The following is a 22429-nucleotide window of genomic DNA, read 5'->3' on the forward strand; positions in this document are numbered from 1 at the left end:
CAGCGCGCCGCTACTGTGGCCCTCAGGGAGGACCCATGAGCGAGCAGGTTCCCGGCGGCCAGGACATGACGCCGAGCGAGAACACCACCACCCCCGGGCGGAGCCGATCGTGGATTCCGACCACCCGGCGAGGGTGGTGGATCGCTGCCGGCGCAGCACTCGGCGTGCTCGCGCTGATCATCGCGGGCACCTGGGCCCTCGCGCGAGCCACGGCACCGGAAGACCCGGCGGCCTCCCCCACACCGACCACCTCGGCGCCCGCAGGCGACGGAACGTGCACCGCACAGGTCATCGTCCGTTCGACGTGGGACGACGGGTACAACGCGGACGTCATCGTCGCCGCCGGTGACGGCGGCCTCACCTCATGGGACGTCGCGATTGACCTAGGTGAGTCGTCGGTGACGGAAACCTGGAACTCGACGCTCGCCACCGGCGCGACCGGCCTCGCCAGCGCGAGCAACGTGCAGTTCAACGGCACCGTCGAACCAGGAGGCTCGGCGACGTTCGGCTTCAATGCCCAGGGCGAGCCCTCCACAGCCGGCGCTTCATGCTCGGGTGCGAGCGCATCGGCCGTCTCCCCTGAACCGACGGGCGAGGCAACGGCCGATGCTCCCCCGCCTTCAGCAGAGGTTCAAGACCCCTCGAACGCCCCAAGCGGTGACGACTGGCTCAGCGTCGAGGGCAACACGATCGTCGACGCCAACGGCAACGTGGTGTGGCTGACGGGCGCGAACTGGTTTGGCTTCAACACCTCCGAGCGGGTGTTCCACGGCCTGTGGCAGGTCAACCTTGAGGAGACCATCGCGTCGATTGCGGGCCGTGGCATCAACGTGCTGCGCGTTCCCATCTCGACGGAACTGCTGCTTGAGTGGCGCGCGGGCAACGCCCAAACCACGGGCAATGTCAACGCCGCCGCCAACCCGGACCTCGAGGGTGCCACCACCCTGGAGATCTTCGACGCCTTCCTCGTGTCCGCGAAGGCCCACGGCCTCAAGGTGATCCTCGACCTGCACTCGGCGCTCGCCGACAACGCGGGCCACATCACGCCCGTGTGGTACGCGGGTGACGTCAGCGCCGAGGACTTCTTTGTTGCCTGGGAATGGGTCGCGCAGCGCTACCGCGAAGACGACACCATCATCGGGTTTGACCTCAAGAACGAACCTCACGGCAAGGCGCCCGAGACGCCGCGCGCGACCTGGGGAGGCGGCGGCGAGAACGACTGGCAAGCGGTCGCCTCCGAGGCCGCCCAACGCATCCACGCGGTGCACCCCGACGCGCTGTTGCTGGTCGAGGGCATCGAGGCCACCCCCAAGTCCGGCCAGTCGTGGACATCGAACGACCCCGACGACTACGACATCACCTGGTGGGGCGGGAATCTGCGCCTCGCGGGAGACCTCCCCGTCGAAGGCCCCGAGGACAAGATCCTGTACTCGCCTCACGACTATGGGCCGCTCGTGTACGACCAGCCGTGGTTCCAGGGCTCATTCTCCGCGGCGTCGCTCGAAGAAGACGTGTGGGGCCCGAACTGGCTGTACCTGCACGACGAGGGCATCTCGCCCCTACTCATCGGAGAGTGGGGCGGACGGCTGGGCCAAGACGACCGCCAGGACCAGTGGATGACGTATCTGCGCGACCTCATCGGCGACCGCCATCTGCACCACACGTTCTGGTGCATCAACCCCAACTCGGGAGACACGGGCGGTCTGCTGAACGACGACTGGACCACGTGGGACGAGACCAAGTACGCGCTCGTGCGCGAGGTGCTGTGGCAGGACGACTCGGGCGCATTCGTCGGGCTCGACCACGAGGTCGCTCTCCCCAACGGCATCACCGTGACCGAGTACTACGCCAACGGCGGGGACGCGCCGACCGGCTGACCCCACCGCGCGCTAGCCCCGCTCGAGGAACTCCTCGCGCTCGCCGCCCAGCCAGCTGTCGATGGCCGATGCGAGGGCCGGGTACGCGGCCAGGTCCGGGTCACGCGCGACCAGTTCTCGCGCGTGCTCGCGCGCCTGCTCGATGAGCGCCGCATCGCGCACCACCCGCAACAGCCGCAAGGAGTTGCGCCCGCCCGACTGCGCGGCGCCCAGCACGTCACCTTCACGTCTGAGCTCGAGGTCCTTCTCCGCGAGCACGAACCCGTCGGTGGTGGCCGCGAGCGCGTCCAGTCGTTCCCGAGACACCGTGCCCGGCTCGGCGCGGGACACCAGCAGACACACGCTCGCGAGCGTGCCGCGCCCCACTCGTCCGCGCAACTGGTGCAACTGCGAGATGCCGAACCGTTCGGCGTCCAGCACCACCATCATGGTCGCGGCGGGCACGTCGACGCCCACCTCGATCACGGTGGTCGACACGAGCACGGGCGCCTCTCCTGAGGCGAAGGCCGCCATCGCCGCATCCTTGTCCTCCGCACTCAGGCGGCCATGCATCAGGCCGATGCGCACGCTGGCGAGTTCGGCGCGCTCGGCGAGCATCGCGGCTGTCTGGGTCACGGAGGCCAGCGGTGGGCGCTGCGCGGCGGGCTCGTCCGGTTCGTCGGCGGCGGCCTCGAGCGTCTCGGGATCGACCTCATCGTCGGCGTCAATGCGCGGGCACACCACGTAGACGCGACGGCCAGCGTTGACCTCCTCGCGCACGCGCGCCCACGTGCGATCGAGCCACGCCTGGTTGTCCGCGGGCACCACGTGGGTGGCCACTTCCGCGCGTCCCGCGGGCTTGTCCGTCAGCAGCGACGTCTCGAGGTCGCCAAACACCGTCATCGCCACGGTGCGCGGGATGGGCGTGGCAGTCATGACGAGCGTGTGCGGTGGATGCTCGGAGCGCGAACGCAGCGCGTCTCGCTGCTCGACGCCAAAGCGGTGCTGCTCGTCCACCACCACCAGGCCAAGGTCGGCAAACTGCACCGTCTCGCTCAGCAGCGCATGGGTGCCCACGACAATGCCTGCGGCGCCCGAGGCCGCATCGGCCAGCGCCTGCCGCCGCGCGCCCGTGCTCTGTGACCCAGTCAGCAGGGTCAGGCGCGTCCCGTGCGGGTCGCCGCCCAGCATCCCTCCGAACGCGAGCGGGCCCATGAGCTGCTCGAGGGTGCGCAGGTGCTGGGCAGCAAGCACCTCCGTGGGCGCCAGCAGTGCCGCCTGGCCCCCGGAATCCACGACCTGTGCCATCGCACGCAACGCGACCACGGTCTTGCCCGCTCCCACGTCGCCCTGCAGGAGTCGCAGCATGGGAGTGGTGGCGGCGAGGTCCTTCGCGATCTGCTCGCCCACCTCGACCTGTGCGGCCGTCAAGGGAAACGGCAGGCGCGCGTCGAGCGCCTGCACCAAACCGTCGGAGACTCCCTGCCGCGGCACCGCTGCGAGTGCTTCGCGGGCGGCGCGCCGCCGGGCCAGCGCGGTCTGCAACACGAGCGCCTCTTCGAACCGCAGGCGGTCTTGCCCGCGCCGCCAGTCCGCATCCACGTCGGGAACGTGGACGGCGCGCAGTGCCTCGAGCAGGCTCGGTAGTCCCCGCTGCTCACGGATCGCGGCGGGCAAGGGGTCGGGCACATCGGCTTCAGTGAGCGGGTCGAGCACCATCCGTACCGACCGGCCGATGCGCCACGTGGGCACCGAGGCCACGGCCGGGTAGATCGGGATGGGCCGGGAGGCTTCGAGTACCGCCTCGTCCTCGTCCGCCGCGTCCACTCCCACGATGAGGTAGTCGGGGTGGGTGAGTTGGCGCCGCCCGCGGTACTCGCCCACGGTGCCGGTAAACAGTCCCGTGCGGCCCGCGGCGAGCTTGCTTTCGTGCATGCGCAGCACGCCCGCGCGCTTGGCGAAAAAGGTCAGTTGCAGGCTGTCGCGCCCGTCGGTCACGACGGCCTCAAGCATCGCGCCGCCGCGCGAGCGCATGGTGCGCACTGTGACGGAGCGCACCTGTGCCATCACCGTCACGTGCTCGCCCAGCGCAAGCGCGCCGATGGGGGTCATCTCCCCCGGCGAGCCGTAGCGGCGCGGATAGTGCCGCAGCAGGTCCTCGACGGTGTCCAACCCGAGCTTGCCCAGCCCGGTCGCGGTGCGCGCTCCAAGAACCTTGCTCAGCGGTTCCGCGAGCCGCGGTGCGGGCGTGTTCACTCTGCCCGCTCGACGCCGATCAGCACGGCGGGCTCGGCCTGTCCACCCCGGTACACGTTGACGTCCGCAAGTGGAGCGGTTCCGTGCACCGACAGCCGCACCGCGTCGGCCACGGACTCGGGCACGCCCGCCGCGAGCACCAGCGTCACAATCTCCGTGCGCCCGTCGATCATGCGGTCGACGTCCTCGTCGAGGGCATCGCCGCTCGACTCCGCGACGAGCGTCGCGGCCACGGCATCCGCCATCTCGGTTGCGAGGTCCTGACCGGGCGTCACCAGGGTTGCTGCGGCGACGGCCACGATCACGTGGGCCTCGTGCTGGGCGTCGAGCACCGTCAGCACGGGCTTGCGGCGCTTGCGCGCCAGTTCGAGCGCCGCGGCACGCAGCGCTGGGTGGCCGGCCACCACGACGGCCGCGACCCCCGAGGCGTCCTTGACCGCCCGGCGCAGCGCACGGCGCTTGAGCAGGGTGGGATCGGGCACGACGAGCACGACCGCGCCAGCCTCGGCCAACGGCTCCGCCATGCCAGGGCACGACGTCAGCGCGACCACTCCCGTGGAGCCGCGGTCCGCCTCGTGGCCCATGAGGACGTTGCGCACAAAGATCTGCTGGGCCTGGTGCGCGATCGCGTGCTCGACCGCGAGGTGGGGCTCATCGGTGTGGACGTGTGCCTGCCACAACCCGTGAGTTCCGGTGACGGCCACGGACGTGCCGATGCTCTCAAGGTTCGCGGTGAGCGTCTCGCGCAGGTCCTCGTCGGAGGCGAGCACGAACATCACCTCAAACGCCCCGCCGTCGTCATGGGAGTGATCGTGGTCGTGTACGCCCACTGCGTGACGGACGCGATCTTCCACCTCCCACTCGACCTCATCCAGGGCCGCCAGCGCCTGTGGCCCGGCCAGGGTCTCGGCGAGCATCTCCAACTGCAGCACGAGCCCTGCGGCTCCCGCATCGACCACCCCAGCGGCCCTCGCGGAAGGCAACTGCTCGTGTGTCAGCGCCAGTGCCGCACGCGCGGCAACGACGGCAGCCACAGCGGTCGCCTCTTTGCCCGCCTTGGCCACCACCGCATCGGCCGCACCCTTGGCCGCGGCGCGTGCCACGGTGAGGATGGTGCCCTCCACAGGCGAGCCCACGGCACGGTAGGCGGCATCGGCCGCCAGGTCGAGCGCCCTCGCAATGCCCTTGGCGTCGACCTTGCTCAGGCCCCCGCGGGTGTCGATCGCGGACAAAAAGGCGGTGAGGTACTGGCTCACGATCACGCCCGAGTTGCCTCTTGCGCCCATGAGCGCCCCGCGGGCGAACGCGGCGACCACTTCGCGATGCGTCGCCTCCGGCCCCAGCTTCGCAACGGACCGGTTGCCTTCCTGAAGGGTGAGATAGATGTTGGTGCCCGTGTCAGAGTCGGGCACGGGGAAGACGTTGATGGCGTCCAGCCGGCCGCGAGCGTGCTTGACTGCGCGCGCGCCGGCATCGAGCCAGCGTCGCAAGTCAGTCGTCTCGGCCATCGCTTCCTTCCATCACAGGGCAGCCAGGGCACGTGGTGAACTCAGGCCCCGCTCGCAGGTCTATCGTGGCATGAGGCACCCACACTCGCGTTCGCGCGGCGTGAGGGCCGTTTGCGGATGGTCCGCTCGTCGGATACCCTAGTGCGGTTGCCTGACACCAGGCTGTGATTCGTGGCGCCGCCCAATCGGGGCGATGCGCAGGTTGATTTTTAGGAGAACTATCGTGGCTGCCAACTGCGACGTCTGCGGCAAGGGACCGTCCTTCGGTCACTCGATCTCGCACTCGCACCGCCGTACCAAGCGTCGCTGGAACCCCAACATCCAGCGTGTGCGCGCCGTCGTGGCGGGTACCCCCAAGCGTGTGAACGTGTGCACCTCCTGCCTCAAGGCGGGCAAGGTCCAGCGCGCCGTCTAATTCGGCGCATCGCGGCAAGGCCGGCACTCCCCTCGGGAGGCCGGCCTTTTCGCTGTCCCCGCGCGGGCGAGCGGGAGCGAACCCTCAGTTCCCGGAGAAGTGATCCCAGCCGCGCTCGGTGGGGGCCTCGCCGTCGATGACGAGCCCGACGGGCCCGTCCACAACCTCGCCAATCAGGTGCCAGCTCTCCGGCACCGCACTGGCGCGTGGGAACGTCGCGAGCATGTGGTGGTCCTCTCCCCCGGCGATGGCCCATGCGAGCGCTTGCTGGTCGTCGAGACCAAGCCCGTGGGCGGTGCGCACCGCGGCCTCATGGACAGGTACTGCGGCACGGTCCACCTCGAGCCGCACGCCCGATGCGCGCGCCATCCGCGCCCCGTCGCGCGCCAGGCCATCGGACAGGTCCATCATCGCCGTCGCACCGTGCAGCGCACCTTCGAGGCCAGCGCCAATACGCGGGCGGGGGCGCACGAACAGGTCCACCGCCTCCTGGTCCACGCTGACCTTGCGCGAGAGCTGCTCGTACCCGGCGCGAGAGGCGCCGAGCGCTCCTGACACGGCAATGACATCGCCCACCTGCGCATCGGCCCTCGTGATGGGCTCGGTGCCGTGGGTCTCCCCCATGACGGTCACCGCCAACACGATCTCGCTGGCGCCAGACAGGTCGCCGCCCACCACTCCTACGCCGTGGGGTTCGCACGCCTCACGCAGCCCGTCTGCCATCCCGAGCACCCACTCGACAGGGGTCGAGGCGGGAGCGCACAGCGTCACCTCAAGAGAGGTCGCCACCGCTCCCATCGCGTCGATGTCGGCCAGGTTCTGCATCGCGGCCCGAAAGCCCACGTCCGCGCCGGTCGACCACTCCGAGCGGAAGTGCCGGTTCTCCACGAGCACGTCGGCGCTGACGACCAGATCGCCGTCAACCGCGATGACCGCGGCGTCATCTCCTGGGCCGAGGATGGCCGCGTCTGTCTGGGGAAGGCGGGGGGCGAACAGCGCGATCAGCGCGTCCTCATCCATGTCTCCGATGGTGCTCATGCCATGAGCCTACGGGTGGGCGTGAGCCGTGCTGAGCCACCCTCCCGAGCGGGTGAGGCGCCCATACGCGATGCCGAGCAACACGCCGCGCGCGATATTGAGCAGCGTGAACGACAGCCACAGCCCATCGTTGGTGGCCTCGCCCGCAATCCACGCGGGGATCAGGAACGATGGCAGGTAGATACCCACCACCGCGATCAGCATGCAGTTGCGCATGATCCGCGACTGACCGGTGCCAATGAAGATGCCGTCGAGCAGGTAGGCCGCCACCGAGATCAGCGGCAGCCACGCCGCCCAGTGATAGTACTGCGCCGTCGTCTGAGTGAGTCCGGGAAGGTCGGTCATGAGCGCGATGAACTGATCCTGGCCCAAGACAAACACCGCGGTGAAGGCGGCCGCGATCACGATGGCAGGCAAGGTCGCGGCCAGGTTGGCGCGATGCAGCTCGGTGAGGTTGCGGGTGCCGATGGCGCGGGCGCTCATCGCCTCGGCGGCGTGGGCATACCCGTCGAGGCCATACGAGGCCAGCAGCGTCACCTGCATGAGGATGGCGTTGGCGGCGAGCACATCAGGGCTGATGCGCCCGCCTGCGGCCGTCAGGAACGTCAACGCTACGTACAGCAGCACCGTGCGCACCGCGAGGTCCGCGTTCATGGTCAACAGCGCGCGCCATCCGCGACGCAGGCCCTGGCCGCGCCACCGCCTCAGGCGCGCCTTCAGCTCAGGGTCGAGGAAGCGCCACAACAGCACGGCTGCGAGCGCGAGCCCCACCCATTCCGCGATCATCGTCGCCCAGGCCGCCCCCGCCGCGCCCCAGCCCAGCCCTCCCACGAAGGCCACGTCGAGCACCAAGTTGAGGACGTTGACCGTCACCGCAATCGCGAGCGGCCGGCGCGTGTCCTGGGACCCAATGAAGTACCCGGTCACCACGAACGTGCCCAGCACGGCAGGCAAAGAATGAAAGCGGATCTGGCTATAGGCGGTCGCGAGCTCACGCACCTCCCCTGCGGGCGCCATCACCGCCATGAGCAGCGGCAACGCCACCCATTGGATCAGCAGCACCCCCGCGGCCAGCACCCCCGCAAGCAGCAGGCTGCGCTGCAGGTGGGAGACCGTGTCGAGCGGCCGGCCAGCGCCAATCGACCGACCCACGAGGCTTGTCGTTCCCAGCCGCAGGAAGGCCAGCACCCAATACGCCGCGGACAGCACAATCGAGCCCGCCGCGACAGCACCCAGGTTCACCGTGTCGGAGAAATGCCCCAGCATCGCGGTGTCGACGAGCCCCACCAGCGGCACCGACACGTTCGCCACGATCATGGGCCACGCGAGCGCGAACGCGCGCCCATGGGGCAGGCCAGAGACGAGATCACGCACGGAGGTCACGGCCCCAGGCTATCGGCGCGCCGGACACCGGCCGGCGCCTGCCTGCGGCCCCACTACCCTGGAAGCCATGCCCCTGCGAGTGAAGCCAGCCGCCGCATCGGCCCTGCTGGTGTTGCCCCTGCTCACGGCCTGTGCCCACCCCCTCGTCGTGGAGCCAGCCGAGTACGCGGGCGACCCCGAATGCGCGCCCGTCATGCTCGCGATCCCCGAGGTCGTGGGCGGCCTCGACATGCGCGGCACGACCTCTCAGGCAACCCAGGCATGGGGCGATGAATACGAAATTGTCGCGCGCTGTGGCGTCGAGCCTCCCGGCCCCACCACCGATCCGTGCATCGCCGTCTCGACGCCCGCCGCCGACGTGAATTGGCTCATGACGGAGACGGACGATGCGTGGGTCGCCGTGACATTTGGGCGCTCGCCAGCGCTCGAGCTCACGGTGCCCAAAATCCGTGCGGACGAGGCGATCGCCGACGTGCTCGCGGAAGTCTCCGCGGCAGCGGCGCTCGCCCCGTCCAACGGGTTGGAGTGCCGCTAGCCGAGCGTGACCACCACGGACACCTCGGCGCCCTCGGGCTGCACCGGCACGGGCTTGGTCGGGTCGATCTCGACGCCATCAACCGTGACCGACTTCACGCCCTTGGACACGTGGTCAGGGTTTTTGACCTCGATGTTGTAGACCGCTCCGCGCCACTCGCGACGCACCTCGAAGCCATCCCACGCCATCGGAATGGACGGGTCGACCACCAGACCATCGAAGGCCAGGCGAATACCGAGGATGTACTTGGTGGCCGCCGTGTACATCCAGCCAGCCGTGCCGGTCAGCCACGGGTTCTGCGCCTTGCCAAACCACTCGTGGTCGCGCCCGTACAGGAACTGGACGTACGCGTAGGGCTCAGCGCCACGCACCTCGATGTTGTCGTTGTGGTTGAACGGCAGAATCTTGTCGTAGAAGTCCACCGCCTGATCGCCGCGTCCCAGCATCGCCTCAGCGATGATGGGCCACGCGTTGGGGTGAGAGAAGATCGCCGCGTTCTCCTTGATACCCGGGTACACGCGGGTCACGAAGCCCACGGTGTCGTCGATCTCGGTGAAGGCCGGCCAGTTGAGGTGGTTGCCGTAGTCGGAGCCCAGCAGTTCGCGCACGGAATCCATGGAGGCCTCACCGCGCTCCTGCGAGGTGATACCCGCGATCACGGGCCACGCCTGGTGCTCAAGGAAGATCTTGCCTTCCTTGTTCTCCCGCGAGCCGATTTTCACGCCGTCTCGCGTGTAGCCACGGATCCACCAGTCGCCGTCCCACAACTGCTCGTCGGCAACCTTGGCGATGCGCTCACGCTCAGCGGAGTACGTCGCGATGGCCTCGTCGTCGCCACGGTACGCGGCGACCTCGAGGAAGGCGCCAATGGCCCAGGCGTGCAGGAAGGTCACGAGCGAGGTCTCGCCGCCACCGAGGTTGAGGCAGTCGTTCCAGTCTGCGCGCAGGCCCAGGGCCACGCCGTTTTGACCGATCTGCTCGGCAGAGAAGTCCAGCGCCGCCTTAAGGTGCTCGTAGACCGTCGCGTCCTTGCCATCGGCGAACGGAATCACCTGGTCGAGGAAGTCGTAGTCGCCGGTCTCCTTGACGAACTCCACGATGGAGGGCACGAGCCACAGGTGGTCGTCCGAGCAGGTGTCCTCGAGCCCGTGGATGAGGTCATCCATGGACGGCGTCGGCACGATCGTGGGCGACGGGACATCGGGCAGCTTCTCAGCGTCCGGGTCGAACGCCTTGGGCTCGAACAGGTGGATGCCATACCCGCTGGAGACCTGAGCGCGCAGCAGTTCGACGATGCGCTGGCGGGTCTTGGTGGGGTTGGTGTGAATCACGCTCATGACGTCCTGAGCCGTGTCGCGGTAGCCCAGACCGGTACGGCCGCCGACCTCAACGAACGAGGCAAAGCGCGACCACACCACGCAGGTCTCCGCCTGCAGCAGCGTCCACGAGTTGATCATCGTGTTCATGCCCTCGTGGGGCGTGGTGATGCGCAGCTTGTCCTGCTTGTTCTTCCAGTACTGCCCCAGGCGCGCGTACTCCGCGTCGACCGTCTCGACGTCCGAGTACTTAGCCTGCATGGGGCGCCCAGCCTGGTCACGCGAGCCATAGCCGAGCATGTACACCAGGCGCTTGGTCTCGCCCGGCTGAAGGGTCACGACGTGCTGGAGCGAACCGCAGTGGTTCTGAGTGGTCGCGGACTCGTTGGAGCCGTGGCCCCGCTCGATCGCGATGGGGTTGGCCTCCGTGCGGTACGGGCCAATGAAGTTGTCGCGCAGCGAGTCGTATGACGAGGGCGACTCCGACGACGTGAAGTAGTGGAAGGTCCACGGCTCGTAGTAGAAGTCGTACTCGATGATGCCGTCCTCGTAGGACGATCCCGAGGCGTACAGCGACATCTGCAGGTTCTGGTTGTCAATGGTGATGGTGTGGAACGAGAACTCCACATACGAGCCCACCGTCAGCTCGCGCACCTTGTCAGAGTTGTTGGTGACCTTGACGTCCCACAGCTCGACGTCGTCATCCAGCGGAATGAAGATAGTGTGCGAGGTATCGATGCCGCGGTAGCTCGACTCGAACCGCGAGTATCCCAGCCCGTGCGCGGTCGTGTACTTGGCCGCATCGTCGCCCTCGAACGGCTTGCCCACCGGCTGCCAAGCCGACGACCAGTAGTCGCCGTCCTCGTTGTCACGCACGTACACGTAGTGGCCCGGACGGTCCAGCGGCACCGCATTCTGACGGAATCGGGTGATGCGGCCGTACTGCGAGGACTTGTAGTACGAGTAGCCGCCACCGTTGTGCGACAACACCGTGCACAGGTTCTTGGTGCCCAGGTAGTTAGTCCATGAAACCGGCACGTCCGGTCGGGTGATGACGTACTCGTCGTTGTCGGTGTCGAAGTAGCCGTACTTCATGAGGCAGGGTGTCCGTTCGTGTGCTGGGGTGGTGGGTACGGGTCCGGGGCGGTGAAGCGGTGCGGTGAGTAGCCGTGACCTATGCAGTCACGAATCCGCGCAGCCAGTCCATCAGTTCGGTGGCCTTTTCGGGGCTGTCGGCCTCGACAAACATGCGCAGCACCGGCTCGGTGCCGCTGAAGCGCAGCAGCGCCCAGTTGTCGTTCTCGAGCACGATCTTGGTGCCGTCGAGGTGGCTGATCGACACCACGGGATACGGGCCAATGTGGGTCAGCGGGTCCGCCTCGAGACGACGTGGCACGGCGACGCGCATCTCGGGTGTGGCCGGCACGCCAGCTTCCTCGGTGTACAGGCGACCGGTGATCTCGTAGATCATCTCCCTGAGTTCAGAGATGCGCTTACCGGTGCGGGCCAGCATCTCGGCGACCAGGGCGCACGCGAAGATGCCGTCCTTGCCCAGAATCCAGCCACGCACGGTGAGGCCGCCAGAGGACTCGCCGCCAAGCACAGCGTCGATCTCTTCCATCCCGGCCGTGACGAACTTAAAGCCCACGCGGCACTCGCGCGACTCTTCGCCAAAGTGAGCGGCCAGGCGGTCGAGCAGGTGCGTGGTCGCGAGGTTGCGCACCACTCCACCCTTCTCTCCGCGCACCTCGTGCAGGTACCAGTACAGGAGCAGCAGCAGATCGTTGGTCGAGATGTACTCACCGGTCTCGTCAACAATGCCGATGCGGTCAGAGTCACCATCGGTGGCCATGCCAAGGTCGAACTCGCCGTCCGCCTTCTTGATCATGTTGATCAGGCTCGACAGGCGCTGGAGATCGGGGGCAGGGGCGACGCCGCCAAAGAGCGGGTTGTGCGAGGCGTGAATAAACTCCGCGCGCACACGCATGTCCGACAGGATGGTGCCGAGCGTCAATTGGCTCGTGCCGTACATGGGATCGACCACGACGTGCAGGTCGGAGCCGCGCACGGCATCCACGTCGATGATCTTCTCAATCGCGTCGATGTACGGGTCAGTCAGCGGCCTGTCGACCACGATGCCGGCCTTGCGGGCCAGGGCGAGGTCGAGCGAGATGACCTCGTCGACGCTCAGGGCGTTCGCCTCGTCCTGGTAGCGGTCCGTCTCTTCGTCGAGCGGCAGCGAGCCATCCGCACGGAACACCTTGACGCCGTTCCACTCCGGCGGGTTGTGGCTCGAGGTGATGATGACGCCGTACGCGGAGTTCGTGTACGGCGCCGCGAAGGTCACCAGCGGGGTGGGGACGTCGTCGGGCAGCAAGATCACGGGGATGTTGTTGCCCGCGAACACCTCTGCGGCCGCCTCGGCGGACTCGCGCGACAAGAAGCGGCGGTCACCGCCGATCACGACGCCCTTGTGGTCGATTCCCTGACGCGTGGCCTCGTTCGCGATGGCCTGGCACAGGCGACGCAAGTTACCTAGCGTGTAGCCCTCGCCAATGACGGCGCGCCAACCACCGGTACCGAACTTGATGGTGGTGTCCGTGTCCTTCTTGGGCATGAACAGGCGCTTGAGCACGATGTCGGCGGCCTGCTGCAACTCGTCCGGGGTGTTGATGCCCTGCACCTCGTCGGGGTCGAGCCCGCGGTAGGTGACCAGCCGCGCACCGTCACGAATGAACGCGAGCGCGACCTCCGTGAGCCGGTGCTCGCCCGTGGCCGCGAGGGCCTCGATCTGGGCGAAGAGACGCTCGGGTGCCGCGACGTAGGAGCCCACGTTGATCTCGTGAAGGTCCGCGTCCGCGGCCTCGAGGTCCTCGGGCTCGACGATCGCGCTGACCTTGTCCGCCTCATCGCGCTCGATGCGACCGTACGGAAGGGGCTGGTCAACGACGGCAGTCAGGAGCGAGAAGTCCGCCCCCGTCAGATGGTGACGGTTCAGCAGGCCCCTCAGCGAGTCGGTGCGCAGCAGCGGGGTGTCGGCGTAGGTCACGAGCAGACTGTGCGCATCGGCTGGCACGGCCTCACGCGCGGCGAGCACGGCGTTGCCCGTCCCGAGCGGCTGAACCTGCTCGACGTAGGTGAGGTCCTCACCCAGCAGTTCGCGCAGGGCGGTGTCGCCGGGCGCAGTCACCACGATGATGTGGCTGGCGGGGAGCACGGCTCGCACATTGGCCAGCGCGAGTTGGGCAACGGTTGAGTCCCCCAGAGTCTCACTGAGCAGACGGCGCGAGTCGTCATCAGCGCCCGCCGCGAGCACGATGGCTGCGGTCGTGGGCTTGGCGAACGGGTGTGCGGTGTCGGTGGCCATGCCTGGCTCCTTCGCGATGACACAGGTTTGTTAGGAAACCTTCCTAAAGGTTTGTTAGGAATCCTACCTATTGATCGCGCGAAGTCATAGCGAGGCCGCCAGACCGTCACCAAATGGTGACCCAACAGCGCTCGGCAGCCACCGCATCGGCCCTGCGCGGTGCGGAGCCCTCCCGTTCTCTCCCCGCCCCCGCCGCGCCCTCCGCCCTCGCACCCCGCCCCCGCCCACCCTGCCTCCGCCGCGCGCTGGTGGGACATGAGGGTCAGATCCGGGCGAAAAGTGACACCCATGTCCCACCAGGGCACGGTGACAACGCGCAGGCCCGCACGCCAGAACACACCAAGAGAGCCGATGCGCCGGCTGGCCCGGCACGAACCGGCGCCGCCGACGCGACCTCCCCGCCCGCCGCACCCTCCGCCGCACCCTCCGCCGCGCGCTGGTGGGACATGAGGGTCAGATCCGGGCGAAAAGTGACACCCATGTCCCACCAGGACACGGTGACAACGCGCAGGCCCGCGCGCCAGAACACACCAAGCCAGCCGATGCGCCGGCCGGCCCGGCACGAACCGAGGCCACCAACGCAACCTCGACAGGCGGCTAGCGCAGGCCAGTGCCCCGACCGAGGGCCCCGTCAAGAAGCCGCTGGATCAGCTCGGGGTACTCGACCCCGGCAGCGGCCCACATGCGCGGATACATGCTCGTCGAGGTGAATCCAGGCATGGTGTTGATCTCGTTGACCGTGATGGTGCCGTCTGCAGCGACGAACACGTCCACGCGAGCAAGCGACTCCGCGCCCACGGCCCGGAACGCACGCACCGCGATGTCGGCCACCTGAGCGGCCACGTCGTCGGCTAGCTCCGTGGGGCAGCGCAAATCGACGGCGGCCTCGTCAAGGTACTTGGCCTCGAAGTCGTAGAACTCGTGGGCGCCACCCGTGACGATCTCACCGGCAGGCGAGGCGTGCACGCCGTCGGCCGTGGCGAGCACGGCAGTCTCGATCTCGCGCCCCACGACGCCGCGCTCGATGAGCACCTTGGGGTCGTGCTTGACGGCGTCAGAGATGGCGACCTCGAGGGTGTCCCACGACGACACCTTGGAAATGCCCATCGACGACCCCGCGCGCGCGGGCTTGACGAACACTGGTAGACCCAGCGCCTCGATCTCCGCGCGGCGACCCTCGGGACTCTCCCCCGGCGCGAGCACGACGTCGGGTGTGACCGGGAGGCCCGCACCGCGCAACGCCGTCTTCATGTACTGCTTGTCCATGCCAATGGCGGACGCCAGCACGCCCGAGCCCACGTACCTCACGTCCACGAGCTCGAGCGCTCCTTGGACAGTGCCATCCTCGCCAAAGGGGCCGTGGAGCAGGGGGAACACCACATCGACCTCGGCGAGCGGCGTCACCGTGCCGTCCTCGCTCAGCACCCGCCAGGTGCGCTCGGAGGCGTCGCGGGGAGGCAACACCGTGCGCTCATTGTGCGGCACGTGCGCGAGCGCGCCGTCGTGGAGCAGCCAGTCGGCGGCATCGTCAGAGGCGGGCACCCAGCGCCCGTCGCGCGTGATGCCGACCGCGACCACATTCCAGCGCTCGCGGTCGATCGCGCCCAGCACTCCGCCTGCGGTCGCGCAGGACACCCCGTGCTCCGACGAGCGGCCGCCAAACAGCACCGCAACCGTGGGCTTCACGTCAGCCACCTAGGCGACCTCCGCCTTGCGCGGGCGGGACAGCAACTGCGACAGCACGTCCTGGATGGGGCGCTCGTGGTGGAGCATGTCGACCACAGCGTCACAGATCGGGACGTCCACGCCGTGTGCCCTCGCGAGCTCCTGAATGGAGCGCGAGGTCTGGACGCCCTCGGCGGTTCCACCGGTCAATTCGATGGCTTCCGCGAGCGACGACCCACGACCAATGTGTGCACCAAGCGTGTGGTTGCGCGACAGCGGCGAGGCGCAGGTGGCAATCAGGTCGCCCATGCCCGCGAGGCCCGAGAACGTGTCGGGGTGCGCACCCAGCGCGACGCCCAAACGAGTGATCTCGGTCAGCCCGCGGGTGATGACGGTTGCCGTGGTGTTGTGACCGTAGCCCAGGCCGTCGGTCACTCCCACGCCCACCGCGACGACGTTCTTGAACGCCCCGCACAACTCCACTCCGGCCACATCCGGGTTGGTATACGGCCGGAAATAGGACGACGCGGTGGCTGACGCCACCAGTTCGGCCGATGCGCGATCAAGCCCCGCAACGACCGTCGCCGTGGGCTGTTTCACCGCGATCTCGCGTGCCAAGTTGGGTCCGGACACCACGAGCGTGCGCTCAGGCGTGAGGTCCCAGACCTCGCGCAGCACGTCGCTCATGCGAGCGTGCGTGCCGATCTCGATGCCCTTCATCAGGGAAGCGACCACGGCGTTGTCAGGCACGGCGTCCTTGTATTCCGCGATGATTCCGCGCACCTTCTGCGCCGGGAGTGCCACCGCGACGATGTCCGCACCTGCGAGTACCTCGCGAGCATCAGTCGACGCCACGATGCCTTCGGGAAGGTCCATGCCAGGCAAAAAGCGCTCGTTGCGACGCTCGTTGTTGATCTGGTCCGAGACGTCCTGGTCGCGTCCCCACAGAGCAACCTCCGTGCCGGCGTCCTTGAGGACGGCCGCGAAGGTCGTTCCCCACGCGCCGGCGCCCAGCACCGCCGCCCGGGTCATCGGCCGCCCCCCTCGCGACGCATGTCCCATGGCTGGGACGGCGCCTGCTCGCCGCGGATGTCTTCAAGCATGGAAGTCAGATTAGCCATGATGCGATCGGTCGCGGAGCGCAGCACCTCGATGTCGAGGGGGCGACCACGGAATTCCTCCAGGTCCACGGGCGGGCCAGCGACGACCTTGACGGTCTTGCGCGGGAACAGGTCCACCTTCTTCGAATAGGGCGCGAGCAGCTGCTGGGCACCCCACTGGGCAATGGGAATCACGGGCACGTCGTGCTCGAGGGCCATGCGCGCCGCTCCCGTGCGCGCCAGCATGGGCCACAGGTCGGGATCCCTCGTGAGGGTGCCCTCGGGGAACACCGCGATGGAATCCCCCCTCGCCAAGAGCTCCACGGCAGCGTCGACCGCATCGCGCGCCTTGGCAGAACCGCGGTGCACCGGCACCTGGTCGAGTCCGCGCAGCCCGCGGCCCACCACGGGCACGTCGAACAGCGACGCCTTGGCCATGAAGTGCGGCGCGTAGCCGTTGTCGTACAAGAAGTGCGCCAACGTGAACGGGTCAGCGTAGGTCATGTGATTGGACACCGCGATGAAGCCGCGATCGTCCGGAAAGTTCTCCATCCCGGACCACTCACGACGCGTGGTCGCAAGCAAGACAGGCTTGATGAGCACTGCCGCAGCTCGGAAGCCGGCAGGAATCTTGGGGGCCATGGCCTACTCGACCGAGGCGCCGAGCGCCGCGAGCTTGTCGCGGAAGCTCTCGTAGCCGCGGTCGATGATGTCGATGCCCGACACGGTCGACGTGCCCTCGGCCGCCAGGGCCGCGATCAGGTGGGAGAAGCCACCACGCAGGTCAGGGACCTCGATATCGGCGGCCTTCAAGGGCGTGGGCCCAGAAATCACAGCACTGTGCAAGAAGTTGCGCTGCCCAAAGCGGCAGGCCTTGTCACCCAAGCACTCGCGATACAGCTGCACGTGTGCACCCATCGCCACCAGCGCCTCCGTGAACCCAAACCGGTTCTCGTACACGGTCTCGTGGACGATCGACAGGCCCTTGGCCTGGGTCAGCGCCACCACGAGCGGCTGCTGCCAGTCAGTCATGAAGGCAGGGTGCACGTCGGTCTGCAAAGCGATGGCGTTGAGCTCGCCACCGGGATGCCAGAACCTGATCCCGTCCTGCGTGACCTCAAACTTGCCGCCCACCTTGCGGAACACGTTGAGGAACATGCCCATGGTGCGCTGCTGCGCGCCTCGCACCAGAATGTCGCCCTTGGTCGCCAACGCCGCCGACGCCCACGAGCCCACCTCGATGCGGTCGCCCAGCGCGTAGTGGTCATAGCCCTCGAGCCGCTCGGCGCCCTCGATCGTGATCGAGCGGTCGGTGTCGACCGAGATGATCGCACCCATCTTCTGCAAGGTGTCGATGAGGTCTTTGATCTCGGGCTCGACAGCGGCGTTGTCCAGGCGAGTGACGCCGCGCGCCATCACCGCAGTCAGCAGCAACTGCTCGGTGGCACCCACGGACGGGTAGTCCAGCGTGTGGGTGATGCCGTGCAGACCATCGGGAGCGGTCAGGTGCAGCCCGTCGCCAGCCTCCGTGACCTTGGCACCAAACTTGCGCAGGATCTCCAGGTGGAAGTCAATGGGACGGTCCCCAATACGGCAACCCCCGAGGTCAGGGATCACCGCCTCACCCAGACGGTGCAGCAGCGGACCACACAACAGAATGGGAATGCGGCTCGAACCCGCGTGCTCGGCAATCTGCATCGCATCGGCCGAACGCAACTGAGAAGTGTCGGCCCTCAGCACGCCACTGTCGACGTCGTAATCGACCTGTGCGCCATGCAGGCGCAACAACGAGGACACGACGTTGACGTCGCGAATGTCGGGGACGTTGCGCAGCGTCGACGGCGTCGATCCCAGCAGGGCGGCCACCATCGCCTTCGAGACGAAGTTCTTGGCACCCCTCACAAAGATCTCGCCGCGCAAGGGCACGCCACCATGCACGCGGATGGAGTCAGTCATGGTTTCCATTGTCCCCTATCGAGGCTGAGAGCCCCGCACCGGCGCGTGCGCGGCGCGCAGTTGCGCCCCCACCCTCCTCCCCTCCCCCTGGAGGCAACTCATGTCTACGGAATCGCCGCACAGCCGCCTATGAGGCACGTGACACTCATCTCACCCATGCAACGATGGCGCCATGAGTCCCGACTCCCCGCGTGCACTCTTCGCCGGGCTGACCACCCTCGACGTGATCCAGTCCGTCGAGCGCGTGCCCGCCGCGAACCAGAAGATCGCCGCCTTGGACTTCTTGGTCGCTGCCGGAGGGCCAGCCACCAACGCCGCCGTCGCCTTCGCCCATCTGGGAGGCACGCCCACGCTGGCCACCCGCCTGCCGCAGCACCCCCTCGCAGACCCGATTCGTGCCGACCTCGCCGCATGCGGTGTCGGCCTGCTCGACCACGGTGACGGCTCCGGCCCGCCCGTGACCGCCTCCATCATGGTGACCCAAGCGACGGGTGAACGTGCCGTGGTCTCTCCCAGCGCATCGGCCGTGCGGACCGACCGCGCACCGGTCGAGCCGCCGTCGCTCGACGGCGTGAGCGCGGTCCTCATCGACGGATACCACCCCGAGATCGCCGTGCCGCTGGCGATGGCAGCGCGCGCGGCGGGCGTGCCGGTGGTGATGGACGCGGGCAGCCTCAAGCCGCACACCGCCTCCGTGGTACGCGCGGCCGACATCGTGATCGCGTCCGACGACCTGCGCACGCCGCACGGGTCGGGCGCGCCAGAAGACGTGTTCGCGTGGCTCGGCTCGCTCGGGGTCGAGACCATGGCGATCACGCGCGGTTCACAGCCCGTCCTGTGGCGTGTCCGGGGAGCCCAGGGCGAGGTCCCCGTCGCGCCCGTGCCGGTGGTCGATACGCTCGGCGCCGGCGACTTCTTCCACGGCACGCTCGCCTTCCGCATCGCGTTGCTGGGCAGGGACGACGCTCGCCTGGCGGACGATCTCGCCTGGGCGGCCGATGCGATGGCCCCGTCCCTGCGCACGTTCGGCACTCGCGCGTGGCTGCGCTCCTAGGGCAGTCTCGCAGCCGCAGCCCCGACCTGGGCCGCTACGTGCGCGGCGCGGTGATGAAGACGTCGAACAGCTCCGGATGGTGCGCATGCACCAGGACGGAAAACACGACCGCATCGAACAGCAGATGCACCGCCAGCACGTACGGCAACGACTTGAATCGCGAGAAGATCCAGGCCTGAATGAGCGCGAAGGGAATGGTCAGCAGCGGCCCCCACTCGCGATAGCCCAGTTCCCACAGGAAGCTCACAAAGACGGTGGCCTGCAACACGTTCGCGAGCCACAGGGGAAAGTGCCGCATCAACAGCGCGAAGATGGTGCAGATAAAGAACAGCTCGTCCCAGATGCCCACGGCATTCACGCCCACGAACAGCCGCGCGATGTCGCTGCTACCTGCGAGGTCTGGCCAGTTGCGGTACGCCCCAGAGCCGATGAAGTAGAACGGCAAAATGAGGTAGCCGGCGACGATCACCACGCCCAGGTAGATCCACTGGGCGCGACTCCAGCGCCTGCCGGTGAACATGGGAAACTTCACCGCGTCGTGCCCCAGCCAGTAGCGCGCCAGCGCCCACGGCACCAGCACCGCGGCCCCCAGCGCGAGGGTAAAACGCAGCATTCCCGCGTCGGACAGGTCTGCCTTCAATGAGATCGCAGAAATGATCAGTTGCCCGATCGCGATCAGCCCCAGGTCCTTGGCGAGCGCACGGTCCACGAGCCACGAGAGCCCTACTCCGAGCACGAGCGGCACATACCCCACGGGGCGCAGATGGACCGCGAACAGCAGCACTGCCGCGCCGCACACGAGGGCAGCGGCCACCACCCGGGCCAGGCTCACGCGGTCCAGACGGAGGGCCGATGCGGGTGAAGGCTCGCTGGTCCGCTGGCGTGGCATGGGGTTGAGTCTGGCATGGGTGGGCAGCGGTCCCGCCGGTGGGCATGGCGAAGGCCCGGGAGCTGACGCTCCCGGGCCTCGCGAAGATACTCAGGCGTTGACGGGGCGCGCGGCCTCGATCTCGACCTTCGGTTCGGTCTTGGCGGGCAGCGTCTTGGGACGCCACGCGGCGCGAGTGGCCTCGAAGGCGGTGATGTCCTCTTCGTTCTGCAGGGTCAGGCCAATGTCGTCGAGGCCTTCCATCAGGCGCCAGCGCACGTAGTCGTCGATCTCGAACGGCACGGTGAGTTCGCCGCAGGTGACGGTGCGGTTCTCGAGCGAGACGGTGATCTGCTTGCCGGGCTCGGTTTCGATGAGCTTCCACAGCAGCTCGATGTTCTCTTGGCTCACGACGGCGGCCAGCAGCCCCTGCTTGCCGGAGTTGCCGCGGAAGATGTCGGCAAAGCGCGAGGCAATGACCACGCGGAAGCCGTAGTCCTTGAGCGCCCACACGGCGTGCTCTCGCGACGAGCCGGTGCCAAAGTCGGGACCGGCGACCAGCACGGAGCCGGCCTTGTACTCGGGCTGGTTGAGGACAAAGGACTCGTCACCGCGCCAGGCGGCAAACAGGGCGTCGTCAAAGCCGGTCTTGGTGACGCGCTTGAGGTAGACGGCCGGGATGATCTGGTCGGTGTCGACGTTCGAGCGACGCAGCGGGACGCCGATTCCGGTGTGGGTGGTGAACTTCTCCATGGCGGAACTCCTTAGGCGGGAGCACCGACGAGCGCGTCGGCGCCTTCCAGGTCTGCGGGGCTGGACAGCGTGCCGCGCACGGCGGTGGCGGCGGCAACCAGCGGGGATACGAGGTGGGTACGCCCGCCCTTGCCCTGGCGGCCCTCTAAGTTTCGGTTGGACTTCGAGGCGCTGCGCTCCTGGGGGGCCAGCTGGTCGGGGTTCATGCCCAGGCACATCGAGCAACCGGCGTTGCGCCACTCGGCTCCAAAGTCCTTGAAGATCTGGTCGATACCCTCGGCCTCGGCCTGCAGGCGCACACGAGCCGATCCGGGCACCACGAGCATGCGCAGGTTCGGGGCCTTCTGGCGGCCCTGGATGACCTCTGCGGCGGCGCGCAGGTCCTCGATGCGGCCGTTGGTGCACGAGCCCAAGAACACGGTGTCGATCGCGATGTCACGCAGCGGCGTGCCGGGGGTCAGCCCCATGTACTTGAGGGCGTTGACTGCGGCCTCGCGCTGGTCGGCGTCCGCGATCTCGTCAGGGTTGGGCACGGTGGCGCTCAGGGGCAGGCCCTGACCAGGGTTGGTGCCCCACGTGACGAACGGCTCGAGGTCGGCGGCGGCCAGGGTGATCTCGGTGTCGAACACCGCGTCGTCGTCCGTGACCAGCGTCTTCCAGTACTCGACGGCCTCGTCCCAGTCGGCCCCCTCGGGAGCGTGCGGGCGGCCCTTGACGTAGTCGAAGGTGGTCTCGTCGGGGGCGATCAGGCCGGCGCGCGCACCCGCCTCAATCGACATGTTGCAGATGGTCATGCGGGCTTCCATCGACAGCGAGCGGATGGCGTCGCCGCGGTACTCGAGCACGTAGCCCTGTCCACCGCCAGTGCCGATCTTGGCGATGACGGCCAGGATGATGTCCTTGGCCGTGGTGCCCTCGGGCAGTTCACCGTCCACGTTGATCGCCATGGTCTTGAAGGCCTTGAGCGGCAGGGTCTGGGTGGCCAGCACGTGCTCGACCTCGGAGGTGCCGATACCGAATGCCAGTGCGCCGAAAGCCCCGTGGGTGGAGGTGTGCGAGTCGCCGCAGACGATGGTCATCCCCGGCTGGGTCAGGCCGAGCTGCGGGCCCACCACATGCACGATGCCCTGTTCACGATCCCCCATCGGGTAGAGCGTGATGCCGAACTCCTCGCAGTTGCGGCGCAGTGTCTCAACCTGGGTCAGGCTCACCGGATCGGTGATCGGACCGGGCGTGGTGGGGACGTTATGGTCCTCGGTCGCCAAGGTCAGGTCGGTGCGATGTACCGACCTACCGGCAAGGCGCAGACCATCGAAGGCTTGCGGACTGGTCACCTCATGCACCAGGTGCATATCGATG

Annotated in this window: 17 protein-coding genes; 4 read left to right on the forward strand and 13 right to left on the reverse strand. The window is 68.0% G+C overall.

The features are described 5' to 3' along the window. Positions 1-35 precede the first annotated feature (35 nt). Positions 36-1877 carry a cellulase family glycosylhydrolase gene (locus ACK5NO_RS13345; protein ID WP_416813170.1) on the forward strand — a complete coding sequence of 614 codons (1842 nt, stop codon included), beginning with the start codon at positions 36-38 and terminating at the stop codon, positions 1875-1877. 12 nt (positions 1878-1889) lie between these two features. Here ACK5NO_RS13345 and ACK5NO_RS13350 read toward each other — a convergent pair whose 3' ends face one another. Both ACK5NO_RS13350 and ACK5NO_RS13355 read right to left on the reverse strand, forming a co-directional pair. Beyond that, complete coding sequence (locus tag ACK5NO_RS13350) at positions 1890-4112, reverse strand: ATP-dependent DNA helicase RecG (protein WP_416813171.1); 2223 nt, start codon at positions 4110-4112, stop codon at positions 1890-1892. Further along, positions 4109-5620: a DAK2 domain-containing protein gene (locus ACK5NO_RS13355; RefSeq protein ID WP_416813172.1), complete on the reverse strand. Its 1512-nt coding sequence runs from the start codon at positions 5618-5620 to the stop codon at positions 4109-4111. Before ACK5NO_RS13355 ends, ACK5NO_RS13350 begins: the two co-directional genes overlap by 4 nt. Positions 5621-5843: 223 nt before the next feature. Between ACK5NO_RS13355 and rpmB the strand changes: the two genes are divergently transcribed. Further along, complete coding sequence (gene rpmB, locus ACK5NO_RS13360; RefSeq protein ID WP_061962473.1) at positions 5844-6035, forward strand: 50S ribosomal protein L28; 192 nt, start codon at positions 5844-5846, stop codon at positions 6033-6035. Between the two features lie 84 nt (positions 6036-6119). On the opposite strand, the gene ACK5NO_RS13365 is transcribed toward rpmB, so the two are convergent. Together ACK5NO_RS13365 and ACK5NO_RS13370 are read right to left on the reverse strand one after the other, a co-directional pair. Then, complete coding sequence (locus ACK5NO_RS13365; protein ID WP_416813173.1) at positions 6120-7073, reverse strand: thiamine-phosphate kinase; 954 nt, start codon at positions 7071-7073, stop codon at positions 6120-6122. Between the two features lie 9 nt (positions 7074-7082). Continuing rightward, the gene (locus ACK5NO_RS13370; RefSeq protein ID WP_416813174.1) at positions 7083-8456 is read right to left on the reverse strand and encodes an MATE family efflux transporter; all 1374 of its coding nucleotides are present in this window, start codon (positions 8454-8456) and stop codon (positions 7083-7085) included. Positions 8457-8523: 67 nt separating this feature from the next. Between ACK5NO_RS13370 and ACK5NO_RS13375 the strand changes: the two genes are divergently transcribed. Next, the gene (locus tag ACK5NO_RS13375) at positions 8524-8991 is read left to right on the forward strand and encodes a DUF3515 family protein (protein ID WP_416813175.1); all 468 of its coding nucleotides are present in this window, start codon (positions 8524-8526) and stop codon (positions 8989-8991) included. Here ACK5NO_RS13375 and ACK5NO_RS13380 read toward each other — a convergent pair. From ACK5NO_RS13380 to murA, 6 genes are all read right to left on the reverse strand, one after another. Further along, positions 8988-11402: a GH36-type glycosyl hydrolase domain-containing protein gene (locus ACK5NO_RS13380; RefSeq protein ID WP_416813176.1), complete on the reverse strand. Its 2415-nt coding sequence runs from the start codon at positions 11400-11402 to the stop codon at positions 8988-8990. The genes ACK5NO_RS13375 and ACK5NO_RS13380 overlap by 4 nt on opposite strands. 79 nt (positions 11403-11481) lie before the next feature. Next, entirely contained in the window at positions 11482-13674 is a 2193-nt protein-coding gene (locus ACK5NO_RS13385; RefSeq protein WP_416813177.1) for an NTP transferase domain-containing protein, read from the reverse strand. 597 nt (positions 13675-14271) lie between these two features. Further along, positions 14272-15369, reverse strand: a complete 1098-nt coding sequence (locus ACK5NO_RS13390; protein ID WP_416813178.1) for a D-alanine--D-alanine ligase family protein — start codon at positions 15367-15369, stop codon at positions 14272-14274. After that, complete coding sequence (locus tag ACK5NO_RS13395) at positions 15370-16371, reverse strand: NAD(P)H-dependent glycerol-3-phosphate dehydrogenase (RefSeq protein WP_416813179.1); 1002 nt, start codon at positions 16369-16371, stop codon at positions 15370-15372. Beyond that, complete coding sequence (locus ACK5NO_RS13400) at positions 16368-17081, reverse strand: lysophospholipid acyltransferase family protein (RefSeq protein WP_416813180.1); 714 nt, start codon at positions 17079-17081, stop codon at positions 16368-16370. Before ACK5NO_RS13400 ends, ACK5NO_RS13395 begins: the two co-directional genes overlap by 4 nt. Positions 17082-17084: 3 nt before the next feature. Then, positions 17085-18395 (reverse strand): UDP-N-acetylglucosamine 1-carboxyvinyltransferase, encoded by a 1311-nt coding sequence (gene murA / locus ACK5NO_RS13405; protein WP_416813181.1) that lies wholly within the window; start codon positions 18393-18395, stop codon positions 17085-17087. Positions 18396-18567: 172 nt separating this feature from the next. Here murA and ACK5NO_RS13410 point away from each other — a divergent pair, with 172 nt between their 5' ends. Beyond that, positions 18568-19449, forward strand: a complete 882-nt coding sequence (locus ACK5NO_RS13410; RefSeq protein WP_416813182.1) for a PfkB family carbohydrate kinase — start codon at positions 18568-18570, stop codon at positions 19447-19449. 34 nt (positions 19450-19483) lie between these two features. On the opposite strand, the gene ACK5NO_RS13415 is transcribed toward ACK5NO_RS13410, so the two are convergent. From ACK5NO_RS13415 to leuC, 3 genes are all read right to left on the reverse strand, one after another. After that, a complete protein-coding gene (locus tag ACK5NO_RS13415; RefSeq protein WP_416813183.1) occupies positions 19484-20338 on the reverse strand; it encodes a type II CAAX prenyl endopeptidase Rce1 family protein in 855 nt (284 codons plus the stop codon). A 90-nt stretch (positions 20339-20428) separates the two neighbouring features. Then, positions 20429-21070, reverse strand: coding sequence for a 3-isopropylmalate dehydratase small subunit (leuD, locus tag ACK5NO_RS13420; protein WP_416813184.1), 642 nt, complete (start codon positions 21068-21070; stop codon positions 20429-20431). 11 nt (positions 21071-21081) lie between these two features. Then, positions 21082-22429: 3-isopropylmalate dehydratase large subunit (gene leuC / locus ACK5NO_RS13425; protein ID WP_416813185.1), on the reverse strand; the 1348-nt coding region annotated here is incomplete at its 5' end.

The sequence above is a fragment of the Demequina sp. genome, from assembly GCF_047975725.1.
Classification (GTDB): domain Bacteria; phylum Actinomycetota; class Actinomycetes; order Actinomycetales; family Demequinaceae; genus Demequina.